We start from the raw sequence: 23,211 nt of genomic DNA, 5'->3' as shown, positions 1-23,211 counted from the left end.
ATCGGGGTGAAATTTGATTCAAGTGAAGAACTTTGTATTGTTTATATGTATAGCACTACTATTTATCACTGCTTGTAGTAATAGTAAAGAGCCACCAGCTGAAGCAAAGGTAGGAATAAAGGACAAGGAGAAGCTTCGATTGTCCATCTGGTTACCAGAATGGCAAAATAAATCTGCGATGGAGGATGTGAAAAATTCTCTAGATGGATTACAAGATATACGGGTTTTCGGTGCTTATTTTAATAGCAAAGATGAACTATTATTAACTGAAAATGCGATTGACATGCTACAACAAACGCAGCAACAATTTAATGATTCCCATCCTGTAATCCTAACGCTTATCAATGATTATGTAACAGATAATGCCCCTTCTGTTCAAAAGGACAGTACGCTTTTGCATAGACTCGTGCAGGATTCTTCTGCGAGGCAAAAGCATATCAATAATATTTTGCAAGTAGTCGATCAATACCAAGTGAGTGGCATTGAGATTGATTATGAAAAGGTAGCACAGAAAGACCTTCGAAACTACATTCTTTTTTTAAAAGAGCTGTACAAAGCTCTTTCAAAAAAGGATGTGATATTACATGTCGTTCTAGAGCCAAGTTTTCCATTTAATATGAAATTGCCAAATGGACCAATCTATACTGTCATGGCCTATAATGTTCATGGCTATCATAGTGGTCCAGGTGCGAAGGCCACTTACTCTTTTCTCAATGATTTAGTGAGAAAAGTGAAGAAGTCCAATCAGGATTTAGCGATTGCCTTTGCTACAGGAGGCTTTGATTGGGTAGCCGAAGGTCAAATTGTTGCTTTAACAGAGCTTGAGGCTGAACAACTATTAGCAGAAACGAATGCAGTGAAGCAGCGTGATAAGGGGAGTGGGGCCGTTTATTTTACGTATGTAGATCATGACAATGTCAGTCATGAGGTTTGGTATGCAGATCAAGAAACACTTGAGAAATGGGTAAACTATATACAAAAAAGAAGCTATCATGACGTGGTGCTATGGCGTGCTGGAGGCTTAGGTGCAAGAACTTTACAATGGATCAGTGAGCAATCAATTGAATAGCATTCATGCAAAAAAATCGCCTTTTCAGGCGATTTTTTTCATAGTATTGAAAGTGAAAGGTGAAAAGGGCTTTTCGTTTTAGGAAACTTGCTTTCCGCTTGTTGTGCAGAATAAAAGCAGTTGCCCCCTGTCACGCTATCCTACGGGAGTCAAGTAGTCTGCCACTCTCATCTGCAAAGTGATAAAGGTTGCACAAATAAAATGATGGTGTTCATTACTCATTTAATCGATGGCTGTTGGGACCAATACTTCTTCACATTGAAAATAATAGCCTATCCTTTCTCTAATAATAGGCTATGTTCCTTAAGTTAGTAAGAAAGACAAAATGCAGTATGGTTGATTAGAGTAGAGCCAGCGTCACTCCTAGGGATTAGCGTCACAGCGGAGACCTGGAGCGAACGCGGTGAGTGAAGCGGCTCATCGGATGCCCCTTGGAAAGGATGCTGGCGGAACGGAAATCAACCTCTCGCCTTGTCAAAAAGTCTTTCTCTGCTATTGACATCGCCTTTTTATTGGAATTGGGAAAGACGAGAAAAGAAATGTTTCACAAAATCTAAAAAGATTGCTTCAGATGGTGCGATTTCTCGATTTACGGGTGAGATAATGCCAACAGTTCTAGGTATTGTGGGTGATTCAATTGGAACCTTGACGGTAAATCGAGCGGCTGAATCATATAAGGAGCTTTCAGGTAATAGACTAACACCTATACCAGCAGCTACTAAACCTTTCAGTGCATCCAAATCCTCACCTTCTGAAATAACATTTGGTAAGAAGCCTGCAGCACGGCAAGCATCCATAGCTACTTTATGTAATATATAGCCATCTGGAAATAAGACAAATAAATCGTTTTTCAACTCTGCTAGCTGAATACTTTCCCTTTTAGCTAATGGGTGATTAGCGGGTAGTAGTGCGGCGATGTTCTCAGTGAACAGAATTATGGACTGAATGGATTCGTCCTTAGGGGGCAATGGTCCCAAAAAGGCTAGGTTTAACTCCCGGTTTTTGACCGCATCAATTAAAAATCGATAAGATCCTTGACGTAGTTGGAATTGTAAATCGGGGTATTCTCGTTTAAAGGCGGATATAACAGTAGGCAGAACATAGCTAGCCAAACTTGTTGGAAAGCCAATTTTAATAGAACCTTTGGCAGGATCCAAATATTCTTCTACTTGCTTTGCCGCAAAATCAATGGCCTTTAAGGCTGTAATGGTATGCTCAAGAAATGTTTTCCCAATGGGAGTTAATTTCACATTTCGACCAACGCGCTCGAACAACGGCGTGCCTAATTCATCTTCAAGGTTTGCGATTTGCCGACTGATGGCAGATTGGGCTACATGAAGATGCTCCGCGGCCTCTGAAATATGCTCCCGTTCAGCAACCTTTACAAAATAGCGTAATTGACGTAACTCCACAAACATTCACCTCTATTAATCTAAAAATAAGATTGATTTTACCTTAATTATATATTATTTAAGATGAAAAATGATTGTAAATGTCAAAATAATAATTAGAATATTATGTTATCTTGAGAGATGGATTTGGTTATTGAAGTCTAGAAGAAACTTTGCTTAAAATATCTTGTTTTTAATTGATTCCATTTTAATGAAATAGGTTATAGTATAGTTATGGTTGTTTATGCAAATTTGTCATAAAACCGCTACAATTAACACTTTCCAAGGGGTTTTCACTATGTAGCTAGATGAAATCTATTCTCAATTAGGGATATTTCATTGAAAATGAAGAAAGTCTATTCTCATTGTCTAGCTGAACTAGTAATAATCTGAAAATGCTTATAAATCCTTTGTTTTTCAATATTTTATTTGAGAAATGGGAAAGTAATTGAAATGGTTTGCATAGAGAACGATTTTCAGTTAAGATTAGAATGATAATAATTAAGGAATGGTTGACCCATTCACTGAACACTATGGAGGTATTTTCATGTCAACTTTAGTTATTAAAGATCTTCACGTTGCGATCGACGGGAAAGAGATTTTAAAAGGCGTAAATCTTACAATTAATACAAATGAAATTCACGCAATCATGGGGCCAAACGGAACTGGTAAATCGACACTAGCTTCTGCAATTATGGGTCATCCTAAATATGAAGTCACTTCAGGTACTGTAGAGCTTGATGGCGAAGATGTACTTGAAATGGAAGTGGACGAGCGTGCTCAAGCTGGTTTATTCCTAGCAATGCAATATCCATCAGAAATTGCTGGTGTAACAAATGCTGATTTCTTACGTTCGGCGATTAATGCACGTCGTGAAGAAGGCGATGAAATTTCATTAATGAAATTTATTCGTGAATTAGATAAAAATATGGATTTCCTAGAAATGCATGAAGATATGGCTCAACGTTATTTAAATGAAGGTTTCTCTGGCGGTGAGAAAAAACGTAATGAGATTCTTCAATTAATGATGATTAAACCAACATTTGCAATTTTAGACGAAATTGACTCTGGACTTGATATTGATGCATTAAAAGTAGTATCAAAAGGCATTAACGCAATGCGCGGTGAAGGCTTTGGCTGCTTAATGATCACACACTATCAACGTCTATTAAACTACATTACTCCAGATCATGTACACGTAATGATGCAAGGACGTGTTGTAAAATCTGGTGGTGCAGAGCTTGCACAACGCTTAGAAGCAGAAGGCTATGATTGGATTAAAAAAGAATTAGGTATCGAAGAAGAAGCAGAAGAACAAGAAGCATAAGAAGGAGGACGAACTAGCATGACAGTGGAACTTAACTTGCCTGTAACAGTACAGGACGTGCGCTCGTTCTCAGAAGCAAATGGTGAACCAACTTGGTTTACAGAACTTCGCGCGGCAGCACTAGACAAAGTAACTGGTTTAGATTTGCCAAAACCAGATAGAACTAATATTACAAAATGGGATTTCATGGAATTCCCGCAATTGGCGGTTCATAGTGAGGCATTCTCTTCATTGGATGCTCTACCTGAAGAAGCAAAAGGGTTAATTGACCTTGAATCACAAGAAAACCTATATATCCAACGTAATAATACACCAGCGTACATTAAGACATCGCAAGAACTTATTGATAAAGGTGTTATTTTTACTGATATTTTCACAGCAGTCCGTGAACATGGTGAACTTGTTCAAAAATACTTTATGACAGAAGCTGTTAAAGTGGAGGAGCATAAGTTAACAGCACTTCATACAGCGCTTGTTAATGGTGGTGTGTTTGTATACGTACCAAAGAACGTAATCATTGAGCAACCACTTCAAGTTGTTTTCCTAAACGACAATGCAGAAGCTTCATTATACAACCACGTTTTAGTAGTAGCGGAAGCTAATTCTGCTGTAACTTATGTAGAAACATATATTTCAACAATTGAAGAGGCAAAAGGTCAAGCAAATATTATTGCAGAAGTCGTTGTCCAAGATAATGCACAAGTAACATATGGTGCAGTAGATGTACTTGCAAAAGGCTTTACGACATACGTAAATCGTCGTGCACGTTTAGCACGTGATGCAAAAGTTGACTGGGCTCTTGGTTTGATGAATGACTCAGATACAATCTCTGAAAACATTACACATTTAATTGGTGACGGTTCTCATGCAGATACAAAAACAGTAGTAGTTGGTCGTGGAGAACAAAAACTTAACTTCACTACGGAGGTTCGTCACTGGGGTAAAAACTCTAACGGGCATATCTTAAAGCATGGTGTAATGAAAGATGCAGCTCAATCAATCTTTAACGGTATTGGCTATATCGAGCATGGTGCGACAAAAGCAGATGCACAACAGGAATCACGTGTATTAATGCTGTCAGAAAAAGCTCGTGGGGATGCAAACCCAATTTTATTAATTGATGAAGATGATGTAACAGCAGGACACGCAGCGTCTGTTGGTCGAGTAGATCCATTACAGCTTTATTATTTAATGAGCCGTGGTATCTCAAAAGCAGAGGCAGAGCGCCTTGTTATCCATGGATTCCTTGCGCCAGTTGTTACGCAATTACCAATTGAGGGCGTTCAAAAGCAACTGACGGAGGTTATTGAAAGGAAAGTTCGCTAATGATGAATAAAGACATTAAAAGCTATTTCCCAATTTTAAATCAGGATGTCAACGGTCATAGACTTGTTTATCTTGATAGTGCTGCAACGTCTCAAAAACCTGTTCAAGTGATTGAAGCTATTAAAGCATATTATGAATTTGATAATTCTAATGTTCACCGTGGCGTGCATACATTAGGAAATCGTGCAACAGATAAATATGAAGGTGCACGTGAAAAAGTTCGTAAGTTTATCAATGCACAATCAACGCAGGAAATTATATTTACACGTGGCACAACAACGGCTTTAAATACGGTGGCGTCAAGTTATGGGCGTGCTAATGTCGTGGAGGGTGATGAAATTGTTATTACCCATATGGAGCACCACTCCAATATTATTCCTTGGCAACAGCTGGCTAAAGAGAAAAATGCAACATTGAAATACATTGAGCTAGAAGCGGATGGTACTATTAGTCTGGAAAAAGTTCGTGCAACAGTCACACCTAAAACAAAAATCGTTTCCGTATCTATGGCGTCAAACGTCCTTGGAACAATAAATCCAATTAAAGAAATTGCTCAAATTGCACATGCTAATGGTGCGGTTATGGTAGCCGATGGTGCACAAGCTGCCCCACATATGAAAATCGATGTGCAAGATTTGGATGTGGATTTCCTCGGATTCTCAGGGCATAAAATGTGCGGACCAACTGGAATAGGTGTACTATATGGTAAAAAGGAACACCTTGAAAAGATGGAGCCAATTGAGTTTGGTGGCGAAATGATTGATTTTGTCGGGCTTTATGATTCAACGTGGAAGGAATTACCGTGGAAATTTGAAGGTGGAACGCCTATTATTGCAGGTGCAATAGGTTTAGGTGCCGCTATTGATTTCTTAACTGACATTGGGCTAGATAATATTGCAGCACATGAGCATAAGCTTGTAGGCTACGCAATGGATCAGCTTGAGACAATTGACGGTTTGAAAATTTTCGGCCCACGTGATCCAATGAAGCGTTGTGGATTGGTGACATTTAACTTAGATGATGTACATCCACATGATGTTGCAACGGTGCTTGACATGAATGGGATTGCTGTTCGTGCAGGACATCATTGTGCACAGCCACTAATGAAATGTCTTCAGCAAGTAGCAACAGCGCGTGCAAGCTTCTATCTGTACAATACAGAGGAGGATATTGACCGTTTAGTTGCAGGGTTACGTTCTGCGAAGGAGTATTTTGGAGATGTCTTTTAATAATTTAGATCAACTATATCGTTCGGTCATTATGGATCACTATAAAAATCCTCGTAATAAAGGATCTTTACAAGAGGATGCTGTAACGATTGATATGAACAATCCAACATGTGGCGACCGCATTCACTTAACATTAAAAGTGACTGACGGTATCGTAGAGGATGCAAAATTTGACGGCGAAGGCTGCTCTATTTCCATGTCCTCTGCATCGATGATGACACAGCTCATCAAAGGGAAAAAGGTTGAAGAAGCAATAGAGCTTTCAGATATTTTTTCTAAGATGATGATGGGGGAAGAGTATAGCGATAAATACGACCTTGAGGATGTAGAAGCACTGCAAGGTGTTTCACAATTTCCTGCACGAATTAAATGTGCGACATTAGCTTGGAAAGCAATGGAAAAAGGCGTGAAATAAATCTTACATCCTTGTTGCTTGGATGAAAGCGACATGGCTTTCATCCAAGACAAGGGTTGAATACCTGGAGAAAATACATCTCAGTGAACGGAGGAGAAACGATGGCTAAAAAAATGCCTGATATCGGCGATTACAAATACGGATTCCATGACAAGGACGTATCAATTTTCCGTTCAAAACGTGGTTTAACTGAAGAAATCGTCCGTGAAATTTCAAATATGAAACAAGAGCCAGAGTGGATGCTTGAGTACCGCTTAAAAGCACTTGAAACATTTTATACAAAACCAATGCCACAATGGGGTGGAGATCTTGGAGATTTAGATTTTGATGAAATTACGTACTATGTAAAACCATCAGAAGCTACACAACGATCATGGGATGAAGTACCTGAGGAAATCAAAGCTACATTTGATAAATTAGGTATTCCAGAAGCAGAACAAAAATATCTTGCTGGTGTATCAGCACAATATGAGTCTGAGGTAGTTTATCATAACATGAAAAAGGATCTTGAGGATCTTGGTATTGTGTTCAAAGATACTGACTCAGCTTTACGTGAAAACGAAGATATTTTCAAACAATATTGGGGCAAAGTGATTCCTTACACGGACAATAAATTTGCTGCATTAAACTCAGCTGTATGGTCAGGTGGATCATTTATTTATGTACCACCAGGTGTAAAAGTAGAAACACCATTACAAGCTTACTTCCGTATTAACTCTGAAAACATGGGTCAATTCGAACGTACATTAATTATCGTGGACGAGGGTGCACACGTACATTATGTTGAAGGTTGTACAGCGCCTGTTTATACAACAAACTCTTTACACTCTGCAGTTGTAGAAATTGTTGTACGTAAAGATGCTTATTGCCGTTATACAACGATTCAAAACTGGGCGAATAACGTTTACAATCTTGTAACGAAACGTACAGTTGTTGAAGAAAACGGTACAATGGAATGGATTGATGGTAACATCGGTTCTAAGTTAACAATGAAATACCCAGCATGTATCCTTAAAGGTGAAGGTGCTCGTGGTATGACATTATCCATTGCATTAGCAGGTAAAGGACAGCACCAACATGCTGGCGCAAAAATGATCCATATGGCACCAAACACATCTTCAACAATCGTATCGAAATCGATTGCTAAACAAGGTGGTAAGGTAACTTATATGGGACAAGTTCGTTTTGGTCCTAAAGCTAGTGGTGCACGTGCGAACATCGAATGTGACACACTAATCATGGACAATCAATCGACTTCTGATACAATTCCGTACAACGAGATCTTAAATGATAATGTTTCTTTAGAGCATGAAGCAAAAGTTTCAAAAGTATCTGAAGAGCAATTATTCTACTTAATGTCTCGCGGAATTTCTGAAGAAGAAGCGACAGAAATGATTGTAATGGGCTTCATCGAGCCATTCACAAAAGAACTACCAATGGAATACGCAGTAGAAATGAACCGTCTGATTAAATTCGAGATGGAAGGGTCTATCGGGTAATTAACTTACCACCCCTAGTCACAGTAAAACTTGTGACTAGGGGCTTTTTTATGATCTGATATATCAGATCATAAATGGATTTTTGTAATATATTAAAATAATACTGGATTTTTGGATGAATACATACTAAAATGATAATGAGAATCAATATCAATTGAAAAGTAGGAGCTGATAAAATAATTTCATGTTCAATGCTTCAATATGCCAGATGACATAGCTGTTTGTCATAACGATAACAATTTAAAGGAGATTATTGTCAATGAAAAAGAAGTTTCTATTTATTAGTGTCATCGCATTATTTATGCTGATCCTAGCTGCATGTAGTGAGAAAAAGACTACGGAAGAGGAAACATCCACAGATACGCCAAAAGAAGAAGCAACGCAAACAAAAGATGAATCTACAAATGAAGATGGTACGAGAACAATTGAATATCTTGGTGAAAGCTATGAAGTACCAGAAAAGGTCGAAAGAATTGTTGTAACAGGTGCTATGGAAGCGATGGAGGATATGGTTGTTCTTGATGTTCATCCAGTAGGAGCTATTGCTATTGGTGGCAAGTTCCCTGAGCTATATGCTTCTGTAACAGACAAAGCAGAATCAATTGGTGAGAAAATCAAACCAAATTTTGAAAAAATATTAGAATTAGATCCTGATGTCATTTTAGGTTCAACAAAGTTCCCAGAAGAAGTACAAAGTAAATTAGAGAAAATCGCTCCTACTATTTTAGTGTCGCATATATCGACAAACTGGGAGTCTAATTTAAACTTATTAGCTGAATTAACAGGTAAGCAAGCAGATGCAGAGAAAATCTTAGCTACATATAAGGCAGATATTGAAGCTGCTAAAACGACGTTAACTGAGAAACTACAAGATAAAAAAGTAGCTGCTGTTCGTATTCGTGGTGGACAGGCTTATGTTTATCCAAAAGAAGTATTTTTAAATGCTGTTCTTTATGGAGAACTCGGTTTAGCAGTGCCTGATGAAGTTGCGAAAGCAAAAGCACAAGAAGCCATTTCTGTGGAACAACTGGCAGATATGAACCCTGATTATTTATTTGTACAGTTTTCAACAGATGAAAATGCGGATGCACCAAATGCTTTAGAAGACTTTAAAAACAATCCAATCATCCAAAATATTAATGCCTTTAAAAATGACCAAGTGTTTGTCAATGTACTTGATCCATTAATGGAAGGTGGCCCAGCTTATAGCCGAATTAAGTTTTTAGAGGCTATCCAACAAAATCTTGTGAAATAATAGGTAGCCCAATTAAGTAGCATGAGTTCAAGGGTATATGGACTCATGCTTTTTCTTTTGCATATAAGAGACAAACCTTCATTTTGAATGTACAAAAGAATGCGATATTTTTTACATGATGTTTATTTCTAGTATCATACTGTGTGCTATGATTATGTACATAGAGGAGGGTGTCACATGATTGTAGTTGGATTAACCGGTTGGGGCGATCACCCTTCACTTTCTAGTGGAGTGACTACCTCAAAAGATAAATTATTTGATTATACAGGTCATTTTTTAACGGTCGAAGTCGATACGTCTTTTTACGCCATCCCGTCCAAGGAGCATGTTCGTAAATGGTGTGAGGATACACCCGAAAATTTTCGTTTTGTTGTAAAGGCGTACCAAGGTATGACTGGCCATTTGCGTGGTGATATACCTTTTGAAACAAAAAATGATATGTTCAATGCTTTTATCGAATGTGCGAATGAATTTAAACGTTATGGAAAGCTAGCAATGGTATTAGCACAATTTCCACCGTGGTTTGATTGCCAGGCAAAAAATGTACAATATTTATTGTATATACGGCAGCAGCTCAAGGATTTTGAAGTAGCTATTGAGTTTCGAAATCAAACATGGTATGCAGAAAATGTCGTACAGCAGACGATGGATTTTTTACGTGAACATCAATTTATTCATACGATTTGTGATGAACCACAGGCTGGTGTAGGTTCAGTCCCCTTCTATCCTGTAGTGACGGCGAGTAAAGCACTTATCCGTATCCATGGTCGCAATATCCATGGATGGCGCAACACAGGGAATGCTGAAAATTGGCGTAAAGTTCGCTTTTTATATGATTATAATAAAGAAGAATTACAACAGCTTGGGCATAGCATGCAAAAGCTTGAAAAAGAGGTCAATGAACTCTTCGTATTATTTAATAATAATTCAGGTAATCATGCAGCGAAAAATGCAAAGGAGCTACAAGACATGTTGAATATTAAAGATGTTGGACTAGCGCCTAAACAATTAAACATGTTTGAAGGGGAACTATAATGGAATTTATTTTATTAGTTATCATTGCACTATTGGCGGGTCTAATTGGCTCATTGGTTGGGCTAGGTGGTGGTATCGTTTTAGTACCAGCAACCTTATATATTGGTTTAAATCTAGGAATGATTCCAGATATTACGCCTCAAAAAGTAGTGGGTTTATCAGTTGTTATGATGATCTTTACAGGGCTAGCCTCCACATTAAGCTATATGAAATCCAAAACGGTGGATTATAAAAGTGGCTTTATATTTTTTCTTGGAAGTATTCCAGGAACGATTCTTGGAGCTTGGGTCAATAAAGGATTAGACTTACCATCCTTCAATTTATATTTTGGTATTCTGCTTATTATTTTATCAATCATTTTGCTTGTCCGTGACAAGTTGAAGCCAGTAAAATGGTTTGTGAAAAATGGTACGCAACAAGAATTTACAGACTCTGAGGGCAATACCTTTATATATGGCTATCCTATTTGGTTTGCCTTTATATTAACATTTGGTATTGGCTTTGCTTCTGGGCTGTTCGGCATTGGTGGTGGCTCGATGATTGTACCAGCAATGATTATTTTGTTTTTATTTCCACCACATGTCGCAGTGGCAACATCGATGTTTATGGTGTTTTTAACGTCCATTGTAAATTCCTCAAGCCATATTTACTTCGGACATGTGCCGTGGCTCTATACAATCCCTGTTATTCCAGGGGCCTATATTGGGGCAAAATTGGGGGCGGCATTAAATAAAAGAATTAAATCAGATACGCTTGTACTCGCCCTAAGGATTATTTTATTATTATTAGGAATTCGTTCCATTATAGAAGGCATATTAGCTTAATTTGAAATGAGGTGGCTTTAATGCTTGAAAAAATCCATATTTTTCACACAAATGATTTGCATAGTCATTTTAAGTATTGGCCACGTATGCAAAGCTATGTGAAAGAGATGCGTAACAATCTAGCGGCAATAGGGGAAACAAGCTATTTATTTGATGTTGGAGATCACTTAGACCGTTCTAATATTTATACAGAGGCGACGGTTGGGAGAGGCAATGTACAATTACTTAATGAGGCAGGTTATGATGTAGTGACAATCGGTAACAACGAAGGCATTACATTGTCACATGAAGAGCTCTTCCATTTATATGATGATGCCAATTTTGAAGTTGTGGTGGCGAATGTCTATGCCTCTCAAGGGGAAAAGCCATCTTGGATGAAGCCCTATGTTATTTTAACAACAGAAACAGGTACAAAAATAGGTGTAATTGCTGCTACAGCCATGTTTGAAGTGTATTATCAAGAATTAAATTGGCATATGGACGATGCCCGCAGTACATTGCTACGTCTAGCACATCAACTACGTAAAGAGGTTGACATTGTTGTGTGCTTGTCACATTTAGGCATTACAGAGGATGAGCTCTTAGCGGAAGAATGTCCCGAAATTGATGTGATATTCGGGTCCCATACACATCATGTTTTGCCAACTGGCAAACATATCAATGGTGTTTTACTGACAGGTGGAGGGAAATTTGGCCAATATACAGGTCATCTTGTCATAGAATATGATAAAAAAATGAGGAAAATTGTTGAAAAAGAGGATACTTTAATTCATAATAAGGATTTGCCAATTGTTAATAATGAACAGAAAATGGTACAGTTTTGGGAGGATGAAGGTAACAGAATACTGGATACACCAGTCTTTACAACAAATAAATCCTATAACAAGGAATGGTTCCATTACTCACAGCTATCAGATTTATTTGCACATGCCATTTTGGAAAAAAGCGGTGCCGACTGTGCATTGTTCAATGCAGGTATCTTTTTAGATGGTTTACCGAAGGGCACTGTAACTGCGCTAGATTTGCATCGAATTTTTCCACATCCTATTAATTTATGTACAATTGAATTATCCGTTGCAGAAATGAAAGAAATTTATATGCAATCCAAAAATGAAGAGTGGCCCTATATCGAATTAAAAGGTTTAGGGTTTAGAGGCGTTATTTTTGGGAAAATGTTGACATACGGATTTTCAATGAATGACAATCGCCAATTATTGATTAATGGCAAGCTAGCGGATCACGATCATATTTATAAACTTGTGACGTTAGATTTATTTACATTTGGTTATTTTTATCCAAGCTTTAAATATGCGAAGAAACAATATATTTTACCTGAATTTTTACGAAACATTATGATAGATTATGGTCAAAGATTCTTTAAACAATAGAGAGAGTTTAAAGAATGGATTGGGGAAGAAATCATGCGATTAATTTCAATCGATGTATTAAAAGAAGGAATGGTATTAGGTAGAACCATTTGGAATGAGGCAGGTCATCCACTTTTAAAGAAAGATGTTGTTATTAATGACCGGATTATTCAACGACTTCAACAGTTAAATATGCATTATCTATATATTAACGATGATATTTCTGAAGGTATAGAAGTAGAAGAGACCGTTCCACCTGCTATGCGAAATAAAGTGATTACAACTATAAAGGATTCATTCCAATCCATTGATGGTTGTAATCCCGTAAATGCCTCTTATATATTAGATCAGCAATCAAAGACAATTGTCTCAATTGTAGATGAACTACTTTCTGCAGTTACTGGAAATGATGAAATTTTAACTATTTTAACAGATGCTTATTTATTTGATGAATATTTATATCAACACTCCTTCCAAGTGACCTTGTACTCCATTGCGATTGCCAAAGAGCTTGGTTATTCGGCTGAGGATTTACGCTTAATCGGTATTGGTGCTTTACTGCATGATGTTGGTAAACTCATGGTACCTAAAGATATATTAACAAAGCCTGATCGTCTCACTAATGATGAGTTTGAAACAATGAAAATGCATGCTCGTTATGGTTTCGATTTATTGCGCAATTTACATTCTATCTCATTACTTGTGGCACATTGTGCTTTTCAGCATCATGAGCGAATTGACGGAAGCGGCTATCCAAGAGGGCTTGTTGATTTTGAAATTCATCCTTTTGCCAAGATTATTGGCGTGGCAGATGTTTTTGACGCAGTTACAACCAATCGTGTTTACCGTGAAAAGATGCTACCCTCACAAGGGTTAGCAATTGTTGAAGCAGGCTCTGGTACTCTTTATGATGCTCGTGTTGTAAAAGCGTTAAAAAGGGCAGTGGTCCACTATCCAAATGGCGTTATTTTAAAATTATCGGATGGACGACGCGGTATTGTATCCAGACAAAATACATTGGATGCAGCATTACCGTGGATTCGTATTTTTGAAGAGCAAAATCAATTGCTCGCAGCTACATATGAAATCAATTTAGTGGATTATCCTAGTGTTTCAATTGAAAGTGTTGAGACCGATTACGTGGCTTCCGCAAAAGTAGAATAAATTGCTCCCCCTGTTCATACGTTATGGAACAGGAGGAGATTTTTTTGTTTTTCCCTCGAAAAAGGATGAAATTACGCTCATATAATCAAAGGGGAATACGTCTTAATCGATTAACAATTTTAATTGTAAGTACGGTTATTTGCCTTATATTATTTATTTATTATTTAAACGAACGGCTCATGCCAACCTATTTGCAGTATGCCGAGGTACAAACCACTAAGATTGCGTCATACGTTGTGAGCAAAGCCATTAATTCACGTACCTCAAATGTATTAGATGTCAATGATATCATTCAAGATATTCCTCCCGGTACATCTGAAATGATGACGACTAAGTTTAATACAGAAATTATTAATCGTGTTCGAGCAGAGACATTAGAGCTTGTTAAAATGTATTTAGAGCAAGCTGAACAAGGAGAATTATCGCATTTACCTGAATTAGATAATGTTGAATATGATATTAACAGAATTCAGGAAGGTGATGGTATTGTCTTCTTTGTACCTCTTGGTCAAGCGGCCAATATACCTTTGCTCGGAAATTTAGGGCCAAAGATTCCGATACGCTTCCACGTGATTGGAAATGTTCATAGCAATGTGACGTCCTCCATTCAGGAATTTGGGATCAACAGTGCTTATGTGGAGGTAGGTATTCATTTAGAAGTCAATGTACAGATTATTGTCCCGTTCGCTAGTAAATCTTCAACCGTTGCACAAGATATCCCTGTAGCAATGGGCTTAACGAGAGGTCCTGTTCCAAACATTTATACAAATAGTAGTGATGCACCGCAACCCTCCATCGAAATACCTGTCCCTTATAAGTAGAAATGTTATTGTGATAGTTGTTGGAGCTCCTTTAATATGTTACATTGACAACAGTGAAGATAGTTAATATTAAAAAATGCATATTTTTGATAGGGGCGATATTCGTATGACATCTTGTAAACCTACAAGTAAAGAAGAACATGTAAGAAAACCAGACTGGCTAAAAATAAAACTAAACACGAACGACGAATATAAAGGGCTTAAAAAGCTGATGCGTGAGAAAAATCTGCATACAGTATGTGAAGAAGCTCGCTGTCCAAATATCCATGAATGCTGGGGAGAAAGACGTACTGCTACCATGATGATTCTTGGTTCCGTTTGTACACGTGCTTGTCGTTTCTGTGCAGTCAAAACAGGGTTACCCAATGAACTAGATTTGGCTGAACCAGAGCGCGTTGCAGATTCAGTAGCAATTATGAACTTAAAGCACGTTGTAATCACAATGGTAGCGCGTGACGATTTAAAGGATGGCGGTGCGCAAGTATTAGCCGAAACAGTTCGTGCTATTCGCCGTAAAAGTCCTTTCACATCTGTTGAGGTGCTGCCATCAGATTTAGGTGGTATAAAAGAAAACCTTCAACTGCTAATGGATTCGAAACCAGATATTTTAAACCATAATATTGAAACGGTACGCCGTTTAACACCAAGAGTACGTGCTCGTGCAAAATACGAACGCTCATTAGAGTTCCTTCGCTTGGCTAAAGAGATGCAGCCAGAAATTCCAACGAAATCATCGTTAATGATTGGCTTAGGCGAAACACACGAAGAAATTTTAGAAGTAATGGACGATTTACGTGCGAATAATGTAGATATTATGACAATCGGTCAATATTTACAGCCAACGAAAAAGCATTTACCAGTTAAAAAATATTATTCACCAATTGAATTTGGTAAACTGCGTAAGATTGCCATGGAAAAAGGCTTTAAACATTGTGAAGCAGGCCCACTTGTACGTAGTAGTTATCATGCAGATGAACAAGTAAATGCTGCAACAAAAGAACGTCAATTACAAGCAGAACTCTAAACGTCAAGGCTGAACGAAAAGGGTGGTGTCACTTTGATCATAATTGAAGGATTAGAATATGAACTAATAAAGGATTATCGAGAAGCCTTTCAGGAGGAAGTTTTTCAGGAAAGGTATTCAGATATTTTAGCCAGATACGATTATATTGTAGGGGATTGGGGCTATAATCAATTACGTTTAAAGGGTTTTTTTGATGATAAAAATCAAAAATCAACTTTTGATACGAAAATAAGTACGCTTCAAGACTATCTATATGAGTATTGTAATTTTGGCTGTGCTTATTTTGTGTTACGTAAAACGGGCAAAGTCATGAAACAGCCCGAAGTGTTGGATACAAGTGTGGTAACAAAGCCAACAGACCAAGAACCTTTAGCGGAATAAAAAAGATAAGAGAAACCTGATGTGATAGGCATCAGGTTTTTTCTTGTGTCCTTGTTTTCTTTTGCAGTAATGGGGGAAAACTAAAGCACAAAACAGCTTATTAAAGGTGTGTTGCATATGAAAAGAGCCGTATTTTTAGATCGCGATGGTGTCATCAATGAGGTACTAACGAGTCGTGTGAAATTTGTCAATAAGCCTAAGGATTTATACTTTTTACCACAGGTGCCTGAGGCGATCAAGAAGTTAAATAAACATTTTGATTATGTGTTTGTTGTGACAAATCAAGGTGGTGTCGGTTTAGGTTTCATGAAGGAAACGAGCTTACAGAAAATACATGAGCATATGGTGAAGGAGCTCAAGAAAAAAGGCGCCACTATCCATGAGGTCGTTTATTGTCCACATAAGCCTAGGTCGGGCTGTGCTTGCCGAAAGCCCAATAGTAAATTAATTGTGGATTTAGCGAGGAAATATAACATTGATGTATCTAAATCCTATATGGTTGGTGATACGGACACGGATATAATTGCAGGCAAACAAGCAGGAACAAAGGGTGTATTTTTAGGAGACCAAGATCCATTAGCAGATGCCGTTTTCCCAGATTTAATAAGTGCTGCACATTGGATTATTGAGGATTCAACGACTTAATTAGTGTGAAAAAAAGAAGTATAAAACATTAAAAAAAGGATAATTTATGAGTGGAGGTGATGATATTGGCAAAGAACAAGCGCGATAAAAAGCCATTAGATCGTGAGGAATACGGATATGGTTTTGATATAAGTGTAGATGATTTAGCGGTTATTGGTCAAAATCAGCAAGCAAAAAAACAAAATGATGAAGAAAACAAAGACAATAAGCCCCATAATAAAAATAATCCATCTACTTTAAATAAATAACAATACGTAAAAAGATTTCGCAATCGCCTACAGGGTAACGCGGAATTTTTTTATGCCCTATAAAAAAACACCCAATAAAAAGGGTGTTAGTTCAATAATTCACGTAAATATTCTCGTAACTCTATCGTTTCTTCCTCTGTGCGATTGTACACATGTTCTAAGTAACCAGGTTCTTCTATATCATCAGGGCCGATGATAGCAAAGCGACCAAATTGAATATCCATGACAAGCACTTTTCCAAAGAAGCGGCCTGATTGTAAAATAGCTAAATCATAACGTAGCTTTTTCCCAGCAAAACTAACAAAGCGTGTTTTTGTATCTTCTACATCATCATATAAAAAAAAACGTTCCATCTTTTAATCTCCTTCCAGTCCTATAGTTATGGTACTATAGAAGAGAAAAGACTATCAACTTTTAATGATTTGAATGGGGGCTTTCCTTGTGTATTTTGTAGATCGTAATAAAATCACAAAAAATTTACAGTACTTAGATGGGCTATTAACTATTTTGGAGACAGAGGATAATGATAACTGGCTTCAAAATGATATAAAGAAATTAGCTATCGAGCGAATTGGACACAACATTATGGAGTCAATGATGGATGTAGGCAATTTAATGATTGACGGTTTCATTATGCGTGATCCAGGAAGCTACGAGGATATCATCGATATTTTAGTCGATGAAAAAGTTGTAGCTGCTGAAATGGAAGCACCATATAAAGCAGTTGTTGGCTTGCGTAAAATGCTTGTACGCGAGTTTATAGATGTAGATATCCCAGAGGTTATTCAGGTACTAACAGCCAATTTAGAGGCTTTAAAGCAATTCTCGCCAGCAGTCCACCATTATTTAACAAATGAATTAGGGCCAGTTTCAGCTTTTTTACCAGAGGACCATCAATGAAACAATATAAAGCCTATTGCTTTGATTTAGATGGCACTGTCTATCGCGGGAAGGAAGGAATTCCTTCAGCGGTTGCGTTTATTCATCGTTTACAGCAAGCAGGAATTGAGCCATTTTATGTAACGAATAATTCTTCGAAGACGCGAGAACAACTGCAGGAAGCTTTAATGTCTATTGGTGTAAACGCACCATTAGAGCATATTTATTCAAGTGCATTGGTAACAGCAAAATATGTGGCACTTCATTTCGCAGGCAAAAAAGTAGCCATGATGGGCACAGATGGAATACGTCAGGCATTACTCAATGAAAATATTGAACCTGTTGAAGATGAGCCGGAAGTATTTGTTATGGGTATTGATCGTACGCTTGATTATATGGCACTTGCTAGAGCAACGATTTTTGTCCAAAAAGGGGCAACCTTTATTGCGACTAATCAAGATATTAAATTCCCGACAGAGTACGGCTTTTTACCAGGCAATGGTTCTTTTGCTCGCTTAGTAGGAGAGGTTGCAGATGTTGAACCAATCTATATTGGTAAACCATCACCAGCCATGCTGGAAGTAATCGCTACAGAACATGGAATTGCTAAAGAAGACATGGTGATGATCGGTGATAACTATGACACGGACATTATGTGTGGTATTCATTTTGGCTGTGACACCATTCATGTGAATACAGGCGTTACTCCTACAAAGGTTGTACTAGAAAAAGAATGTCAACCTACATATGTAGTGGATGTATTAAAATAATAAAAGGATGTTTATGCTGATTTTTAGCATAACATCCTTTTTATTTGTTCAAATTTATTTCATATAGGCATTTTAGAAAACTACCATAATGGATTTTCTTCAATAAATTGATAAATGGCTTTCGTTAATGCATCAGGAGAATCGGCTTCTACTAATTCACCATTTACAATTGCATAAAAAGATTCCGAGCACTTTGTACAATAACTGAGGCAGCCATATTCCAAAACGTCGATGTTTGGGTCGCGTTCGAGTACTTCATAAGTTGCTTGAGAGCCATTTGCTAAATTACTTATACAAAATTCAACCATTGGATTCATTCATGTCACCTCACCAAAGTAATGCTACTCGGTTTTACGATTTTCGTCAATTATTTATGTTTAAGGTAAAAGAAACGTTTTTTGATAAAAGATAAAGGGAATTCGTTATTAATAGCTCTAAAATCAATCGAAATGAACAAGTTCTCATTTATTATGTGAAATCTTTCACAAAATTTCATTCTGATATTGTGAAACTTCTCACAATCGGTTATACTCGTTTGTGGATACTTTGTGAACAATTATTAAAAGAGATATAAAAGGAGACTATTATGGGTAAATTAGTACTTTTAGGTGGCGGCTACGGCAATATGCGTGTCATGCTTCGTCTATTAAATAGCTTACCATTAGACAGAGAGGTAGTTATAGTAGATAGAGCCCCTTTCCATAGTTTAAAAACAGAATTTTATGCATTGGCGGCAGGGACTGCAACAGATAAAGAAATTCGTGTAAGCTTCCCAGAGCATGAACGTTTAACGGCTGTATATGGAGAAGTCGTTGAAATTAATCGTGCAGAAAAAGTAGTCCTTTTAGAAGATGGGCAACGTATTGAATATGATGATTTAGTCATTGGGCTTGGCTGTGAAGATAAATATCATGGTGTACCAGGTGCGGAAGAGCACACATATAGCATTCAAACGATGGGACAATCGCGCGCAACATTCCAAGCACTTTGTGGTTTACCGGCTGGGTCTACAGTGGGAATTGTAGGGGCTGGCTTGAGTGGAATTGAGCTTGCAAGTGAGCTACGTGAAAGTCGATCAGATTTAAAAATAAAGTTATTTGACCGTGGTCAACGTATTCTTAAGGATTTTCCAGAAAAACTAAGTAAGTATGTAAAAGATTGGTTTGTTAAGCATAATGTTGATGTTATAGCCAACTCCAATATTACAAAAGTAGAACCAGGTAAAATTTTCAATCACGAAGATGAAATATTACTCGATGCTGTCGTTTGGACTGCAGGTGTACAGCCTGTCAAAATCGTTCGTGATATGGATGTTGAGAAAGATAAACATGACCGTCCACTTGTCACTCAGTATTTTAATGTACTTGATGATGAACATGTCTATATTGTAGGGGATTGTGCTTCTTCAGAATTACCTCCAACAGCACAGTTAGCTGAGGAACAAGCGGAGCAAATCGTAAAAGTACTTCGTATGCGTTGGAAAGGTGAACATTTACCAGAGAAGATGCCAGACATTAAATTAAAAGGCTTCATGGGGGCTCTTGGTAAAAAACAAGGCTTTGTGTACTTAGCTGATACAACAGTCACTGGACGTATCGCGCGCTTAATGAAATCAGGATTATTATGGTATTACAAACGTCAAAATGATTAATTAGCTACTGTCTTTCATAGAGAGAAAAGGGATTGCTCTAACATCATGTTGAAGCAATCCCTTAGCTTTGTTTAAACAGTTTCGTCTGGAACAAAGCCTAAATTTTCAAGTGCTGTAAATACAGGCTTTAATTGCACATAGCCTTCACCAACAACTTCATTATTTATGAGGACAAGAGGGTAAAAAAACTCATCTTCTTGAATACGTTTGGCATACTCTTGGTCGCGATCATTCTCAATTGGACCTTCAATATCAATATAGCGAATATCGTAGGTTTGCTCTGGGTACTTACGGTCGATGGCTGCTTGAAGCCACTCATATGTATCTTTTGAAGATGGAGCATTGACACAGCTAGCACAGATAACAGCTGTTCCATAAATTTCAATCATCGGTTTTGTTGATGGCATAGTATTTTCTCTCCTTGTGATTCAATATTGGATTTTTTCTGTTGCTAACATTATAATCATTATAAGGAAAGGAGTCGAGATAAATGGCAGAAGCAACAATTAACGACCAAGTACAAGAGGTATTAGATAAATTACGTCCATTCTTACTACGTGACGGTGGAGACTGTGAATTAGTAGATGTTGAGGATGGCGTTGTTAAATTACGTTTATTAGGTGCATGTGGCAGTTGCCCAAGTTCTACGATTACATTAAAAGCTGGTATTGAACGTGCTTTACTAGAAGAAGTACCAGGTATTGTGGAAGTAGAGCAAGTATTCTAAGCTATCATAAAAAGTTCTAGCTGTCAGCACAGCTAGAACTTTTTTCAGCTATACATGGCGTGCATGTTCTTTCTCTTCACGTATAATGGCCCATTGCTCTTTCGCCATATCCACAATTTTTGCTTCGCCCCCAGCACTTTGTTTTTCAATGACTCTTGAAAAGAAACGTGTGGCATTTTCAATATCTCCAATGCGTCTGGATAATTCAGCAATCATATACATGATGCGGACAGCTGACATTTGTGTGGAGCTGTAATCCTCGGTAGAATAAGATTCCATATAATAATCACGTGCTAATTTCATAAAGCGCTCCTCTTGTCCACTATTGTTCAACGAACGATAGAGCCAAGCAAGACGTAGAGTTAATCCGGCAATCGCTACATTTTTTTCTTTTTTAATTGTCCCACAAAGAAAAGCTAACTTATAGGCTTGAATCGCTTGAAATACGGTACGTTCACCCTTGAAATCATGGTGCACCCATTTTTCCGTAATGTGTGTACGAATTTCATCTTGAATACCTGGTGCAAAATATTTTGTAAAGTCTTCTGTAAAGGAGAAGCCGCAATGCTCGCAAACAAAGACGTTGTAATAAAGAGCATTGACATCATCTGCATAGATCGGTTGAAAATCTGTTTCGGTATGGTCTACTTTAATAAATTTTGAGCGTACCTTTAATGTTGGAAATTCTTTTTTGCAATTCAAACATTGAATTTTTTTTTCGTAATATGGTGAAATCTCCATATATATTCCCCCCTACAAAGAAGTCGTTGTAACTATTATACCAATAGAGTTTTTATTAACATGAATAAAAAATACTAAAAATGTGAAAAATATTAGAATTATGACTAAAAATCGACTTGAAGCTGAATGTTTGTCATACAATGGTCAAAATTGATATGATAATACGTAAGAAGGAAGGTGATTGGGATGACAAGTACAAAAAAAGTAATAGAAGTTACACAAGCTGCTGGCTTTCATATTAATGAAATGATGGAGCATAATGAAGAACAAGGTTCTTTTTTACGTGTAGTGGTGAACGGTGGCGGCTGTAGCGGACTATCCTATGGCATGCACTTTGATCAAGAGAAAAAAGAAGATGACTTTGAAGATGTACAGCATGGTTTAACAATTCTTGTTTCCCGTGAAGATGCGCCGATTTTGATGGGAACAAAAATTGACTATAAACAATCGCTAATGGGCGGTGGCTTCACAATCGATAATCCAAATGCTATTGCATCATGTGGCTGTGGTACTTCATTTAAAACAGCTAAACGTGAAGGTACACCTGAGGTTTGTGAATAAAAACTTGTATCAGGAAGTTGATAGATAAGTGTACACAATCCTTAAAATAAGAACACAACCCTAAAATAGCGGTTTAGGGTTATAGATACCAAGCCTTTTTGATTTGTATGTTGGGATAACAACAAATTGAAGAGGCTTTTACTATGGTTTGCAAATATAAAAATTTAAAACGAAAGCCCCGTTTATATAATGAAACAGGGCATTCTAATAATCTAAAATTTATAATACCAAAAAATCGCTATTTCATTTGCTGTTGGAAAGTTTGCATAAAGCATTGTATCCACTGCACCTATTATAAAGTGATTTTTGGCATAAAAATGACAAGCTGAAACATTGATATCCTGTGTTTCAAGCGTGACACCACAAAAGCTCCTTTCTTTTGCCCACTCAATTGCTTTATTTAGTAAGGCAGTACCAACACCCTTTTTTCTATAATCCTTTGCAACAGCAATATCTTCAATAAGTGCATATCCATTCCAATTGGAGCACATCTTAATCTGCCCAACACAGTTGTTTTCAATATAATAAAAAAATACAGCTTTCTCGACTTCCTCTATGTAACGAAGGTCCATTTCATCATCATTATATTTCTTGAAGTAAGGCTCAGCAAATATTTCCTCTGTGAATGTCCAAATATTATTTGCATATGTCGGTACAATCCTTCCTGAAACCATAAAACCGTCGTTTGTTTTATTAAAATCCTTTAGATTATCTTGAGTCATTTTAATAATCATTTTCATCTCCCTTTCTCCATTGAGGTAGGATTTCTACCTATCTTAAGCCAAACTAACATCTACCTTCTTTAATGGAATTCCCGACAGCATGAAATTGGAATTTACATGTTTACATTGGTGGGACCCTC

The 23,211-nt window shown here is 37.3% G+C and carries 27 protein-coding genes; 21 read left to right on the top strand and 6 right to left on the bottom strand.

From position 1 onward, the window contains the following. Window positions 1-22 precede the first annotated feature (22 nt). Window positions 23-1,069 (top strand): glycosyl hydrolase family 18 protein, encoded by a 1,047-nt coding sequence (locus tag NV349_RS18200; protein WP_271910800.1) that lies wholly within the window; start codon window positions 23-25, stop codon window positions 1,067-1,069. A 509-nt stretch (window positions 1,070-1,578) separates the two neighbouring features. On the opposite strand, the gene NV349_RS18195 is transcribed toward NV349_RS18200, so the two are convergent. Continuing rightward, the gene (locus tag NV349_RS18195) at window positions 1,579-2,481 is read right to left on the bottom strand and encodes a glutamate biosynthesis transcriptional regulator GltC (protein WP_271910799.1); all 903 of its coding nucleotides are present in this window, start codon (window positions 2,479-2,481) and stop codon (window positions 1,579-1,581) included. Window positions 2,482-3,007: 526 nt separating this feature from the next. Here NV349_RS18195 and sufC point away from each other — a divergent pair. The 15 genes from sufC to NV349_RS18120 all read left to right on the top strand — a co-directional run bounded on the left by sufC (window position 3,008) and on the right by NV349_RS18120 (window position 17,020). Next, window positions 3,008-3,787, top strand: a complete 780-nt coding sequence (gene sufC / locus NV349_RS18190) for a Fe-S cluster assembly ATPase SufC (RefSeq protein ID WP_036119680.1) — start codon at window positions 3,008-3,010, stop codon at window positions 3,785-3,787. An 18-nt stretch (window positions 3,788-3,805) separates the two neighbouring features. Further along, a complete protein-coding gene (gene sufD / locus NV349_RS18185; protein ID WP_036119683.1) occupies window positions 3,806-5,113 on the top strand; it encodes a Fe-S cluster assembly protein SufD in 1,308 nt (435 codons plus the stop codon). Next, the gene (locus NV349_RS18180) at window positions 5,113-6,342 is read left to right on the top strand and encodes a cysteine desulfurase (protein WP_058844830.1); all 1,230 of its coding nucleotides are present in this window, start codon (window positions 5,113-5,115) and stop codon (window positions 6,340-6,342) included. The genes sufD and NV349_RS18180 overlap by 1 nt, the downstream gene beginning before the upstream one ends. Then, window positions 6,332-6,757 carry a Fe-S cluster assembly sulfur transfer protein SufU gene (gene sufU, locus NV349_RS18175; protein ID WP_058844831.1) on the top strand — a complete coding sequence of 142 codons (426 nt, stop codon included), beginning with the start codon at window positions 6,332-6,334 and terminating at the stop codon, window positions 6,755-6,757. Before NV349_RS18180 ends, sufU begins: the two co-directional genes overlap by 11 nt. A gap of 101 nt (window positions 6,758-6,858) precedes the next feature. Next, window positions 6,859-8,256 carry a Fe-S cluster assembly protein SufB gene (gene sufB / locus NV349_RS18170; protein ID WP_271910798.1) on the top strand — a complete coding sequence of 466 codons (1,398 nt, stop codon included), beginning with the start codon at window positions 6,859-6,861 and terminating at the stop codon, window positions 8,254-8,256. Between the two features lie 259 nt (window positions 8,257-8,515). After that, a complete protein-coding gene (locus NV349_RS18165; RefSeq protein WP_058844832.1) occupies window positions 8,516-9,511 on the top strand; it encodes an ABC transporter substrate-binding protein in 996 nt (331 codons plus the stop codon). A 177-nt stretch (window positions 9,512-9,688) separates the two neighbouring features. After that, window positions 9,689-10,546 carry a DUF72 domain-containing protein gene (locus tag NV349_RS18160; RefSeq protein ID WP_058844833.1) on the top strand — a complete coding sequence of 286 codons (858 nt, stop codon included), beginning with the start codon at window positions 9,689-9,691 and terminating at the stop codon, window positions 10,544-10,546. Then, window positions 10,546-11,370, top strand: coding sequence for a sulfite exporter TauE/SafE family protein (locus NV349_RS18155; protein ID WP_058844834.1), 825 nt, complete (start codon window positions 10,546-10,548; stop codon window positions 11,368-11,370). The genes NV349_RS18160 and NV349_RS18155 overlap by 1 nt, the downstream gene beginning before the upstream one ends. Before the next feature lie 20 nt (window positions 11,371-11,390). Then, window positions 11,391-12,758, top strand: a complete 1,368-nt coding sequence (locus NV349_RS18150; RefSeq protein ID WP_058844835.1) for a bifunctional metallophosphatase/5'-nucleotidase — start codon at window positions 11,391-11,393, stop codon at window positions 12,756-12,758. A gap of 33 nt (window positions 12,759-12,791) precedes the next feature. Beyond that, complete coding sequence (locus tag NV349_RS18145) at window positions 12,792-13,901, top strand: HD-GYP domain-containing protein (RefSeq protein WP_036119715.1); 1,110 nt, start codon at window positions 12,792-12,794, stop codon at window positions 13,899-13,901. Window positions 13,902-13,924: 23 nt separating this feature from the next. Further along, window positions 13,925-14,722: a sporulation protein YunB gene (yunB, locus tag NV349_RS18140; RefSeq protein WP_051891599.1), complete on the top strand. Its 798-nt coding sequence runs from the start codon at window positions 13,925-13,927 to the stop codon at window positions 14,720-14,722. Between the two features lie 106 nt (window positions 14,723-14,828). Further along, window positions 14,829-15,746, top strand: a complete 918-nt coding sequence (gene lipA / locus NV349_RS18135) for a lipoyl synthase (RefSeq protein ID WP_036119719.1) — start codon at window positions 14,829-14,831, stop codon at window positions 15,744-15,746. 33 nt (window positions 15,747-15,779) lie between these two features. Next, window positions 15,780-16,127 carry a YutD family protein gene (locus NV349_RS18130; protein ID WP_036119722.1) on the top strand — a complete coding sequence of 116 codons (348 nt, stop codon included), beginning with the start codon at window positions 15,780-15,782 and terminating at the stop codon, window positions 16,125-16,127. 117 nt (window positions 16,128-16,244) lie between these two features. Further along, complete coding sequence (locus NV349_RS18125) at window positions 16,245-16,772, top strand: D-glycero-alpha-D-manno-heptose-1,7-bisphosphate 7-phosphatase (RefSeq protein ID WP_058844836.1); 528 nt, start codon at window positions 16,245-16,247, stop codon at window positions 16,770-16,772. A 59-nt stretch (window positions 16,773-16,831) separates the two neighbouring features. Further along, the gene (locus NV349_RS18120; protein WP_170829885.1) at window positions 16,832-17,020 is read left to right on the top strand and encodes a hypothetical protein; all 189 of its coding nucleotides are present in this window, start codon (window positions 16,832-16,834) and stop codon (window positions 17,018-17,020) included. Between the two features lie 86 nt (window positions 17,021-17,106). Here the strand turns inward: NV349_RS18120 and NV349_RS18115 are convergent, their stop codons facing one another. Then, window positions 17,107-17,373, bottom strand: coding sequence for a DUF3055 domain-containing protein (locus NV349_RS18115; protein WP_036119730.1), 267 nt, complete (start codon window positions 17,371-17,373; stop codon window positions 17,107-17,109). An 88-nt stretch (window positions 17,374-17,461) separates the two neighbouring features. Between NV349_RS18115 and NV349_RS18110 the strand changes: the two genes are divergently transcribed. After that, on the top strand, window positions 17,462-17,920 hold the full coding sequence (locus NV349_RS18110) for a DUF86 domain-containing protein (RefSeq protein WP_036119733.1): 459 nt from the start codon (window positions 17,462-17,464) through the stop codon (window positions 17,918-17,920). Continuing rightward, complete coding sequence (locus tag NV349_RS18105; RefSeq protein ID WP_271910797.1) at window positions 17,917-18,669, top strand: TIGR01457 family HAD-type hydrolase; 753 nt, start codon at window positions 17,917-17,919, stop codon at window positions 18,667-18,669. Before NV349_RS18110 ends, NV349_RS18105 begins: the two co-directional genes overlap by 4 nt. Before the next feature lie 80 nt (window positions 18,670-18,749). Here NV349_RS18105 and NV349_RS18100 read toward each other — a convergent pair whose 3' ends face one another. After that, window positions 18,750-18,986, bottom strand: a complete 237-nt coding sequence (locus tag NV349_RS18100) for a YuzB family protein (RefSeq protein WP_036119739.1) — start codon at window positions 18,984-18,986, stop codon at window positions 18,750-18,752. A 269-nt stretch (window positions 18,987-19,255) separates the two neighbouring features. On the opposite strand from NV349_RS18100, the gene NV349_RS18095 reads away from it, so the two are divergent. Further along, window positions 19,256-20,320: an NAD(P)/FAD-dependent oxidoreductase gene (locus tag NV349_RS18095; protein WP_141905623.1), complete on the top strand. Its 1,065-nt coding sequence runs from the start codon at window positions 19,256-19,258 to the stop codon at window positions 20,318-20,320. Between the two features lie 71 nt (window positions 20,321-20,391). On the opposite strand, the gene NV349_RS18090 is transcribed toward NV349_RS18095, so the two are convergent. Beyond that, complete coding sequence (locus tag NV349_RS18090; RefSeq protein ID WP_271910796.1) at window positions 20,392-20,727, bottom strand: YuzD family protein; 336 nt, start codon at window positions 20,725-20,727, stop codon at window positions 20,392-20,394. An 83-nt stretch (window positions 20,728-20,810) separates the two neighbouring features. On the opposite strand from NV349_RS18090, the gene NV349_RS18085 reads away from it, so the two are divergent. Next, window positions 20,811-21,047 carry a NifU family protein gene (locus NV349_RS18085; protein WP_004228295.1) on the top strand — a complete coding sequence of 79 codons (237 nt, stop codon included), beginning with the start codon at window positions 20,811-20,813 and terminating at the stop codon, window positions 21,045-21,047. Window positions 21,048-21,095: 48 nt separating this feature from the next. On the opposite strand, the gene NV349_RS18080 is transcribed toward NV349_RS18085, so the two are convergent. Beyond that, on the bottom strand, window positions 21,096-21,788 hold the full coding sequence (locus NV349_RS18080; RefSeq protein WP_058844838.1) for a DUF2225 domain-containing protein: 693 nt from the start codon (window positions 21,786-21,788) through the stop codon (window positions 21,096-21,098). A 186-nt stretch (window positions 21,789-21,974) separates the two neighbouring features. On the opposite strand from NV349_RS18080, the gene NV349_RS18075 reads away from it, so the two are divergent. Further along, entirely contained in the window at window positions 21,975-22,349 is a 375-nt protein-coding gene (locus NV349_RS18075; RefSeq protein WP_036119760.1) for a HesB/IscA family protein, read from the top strand. A gap of 212 nt (window positions 22,350-22,561) precedes the next feature. On the opposite strand, the gene satA is transcribed toward NV349_RS18075, so the two are convergent. Further along, entirely contained in the window at window positions 22,562-23,083 is a 522-nt protein-coding gene (gene satA, locus NV349_RS18070) for a streptothricin N-acetyltransferase SatA (protein WP_271913614.1), read from the bottom strand. Between the last annotated feature and the right edge of the window lie 128 nt (window positions 23,084-23,211).

Source organism: Lysinibacillus sp. OF-1, from assembly GCF_028356935.1.
In the GTDB taxonomy this organism is placed as follows: domain Bacteria; phylum Bacillota; class Bacilli; order Bacillales_A; family Planococcaceae; genus Lysinibacillus; species Lysinibacillus fusiformis_D.
This window is presented reverse-complemented; position numbering and strand designations above follow the sequence as displayed.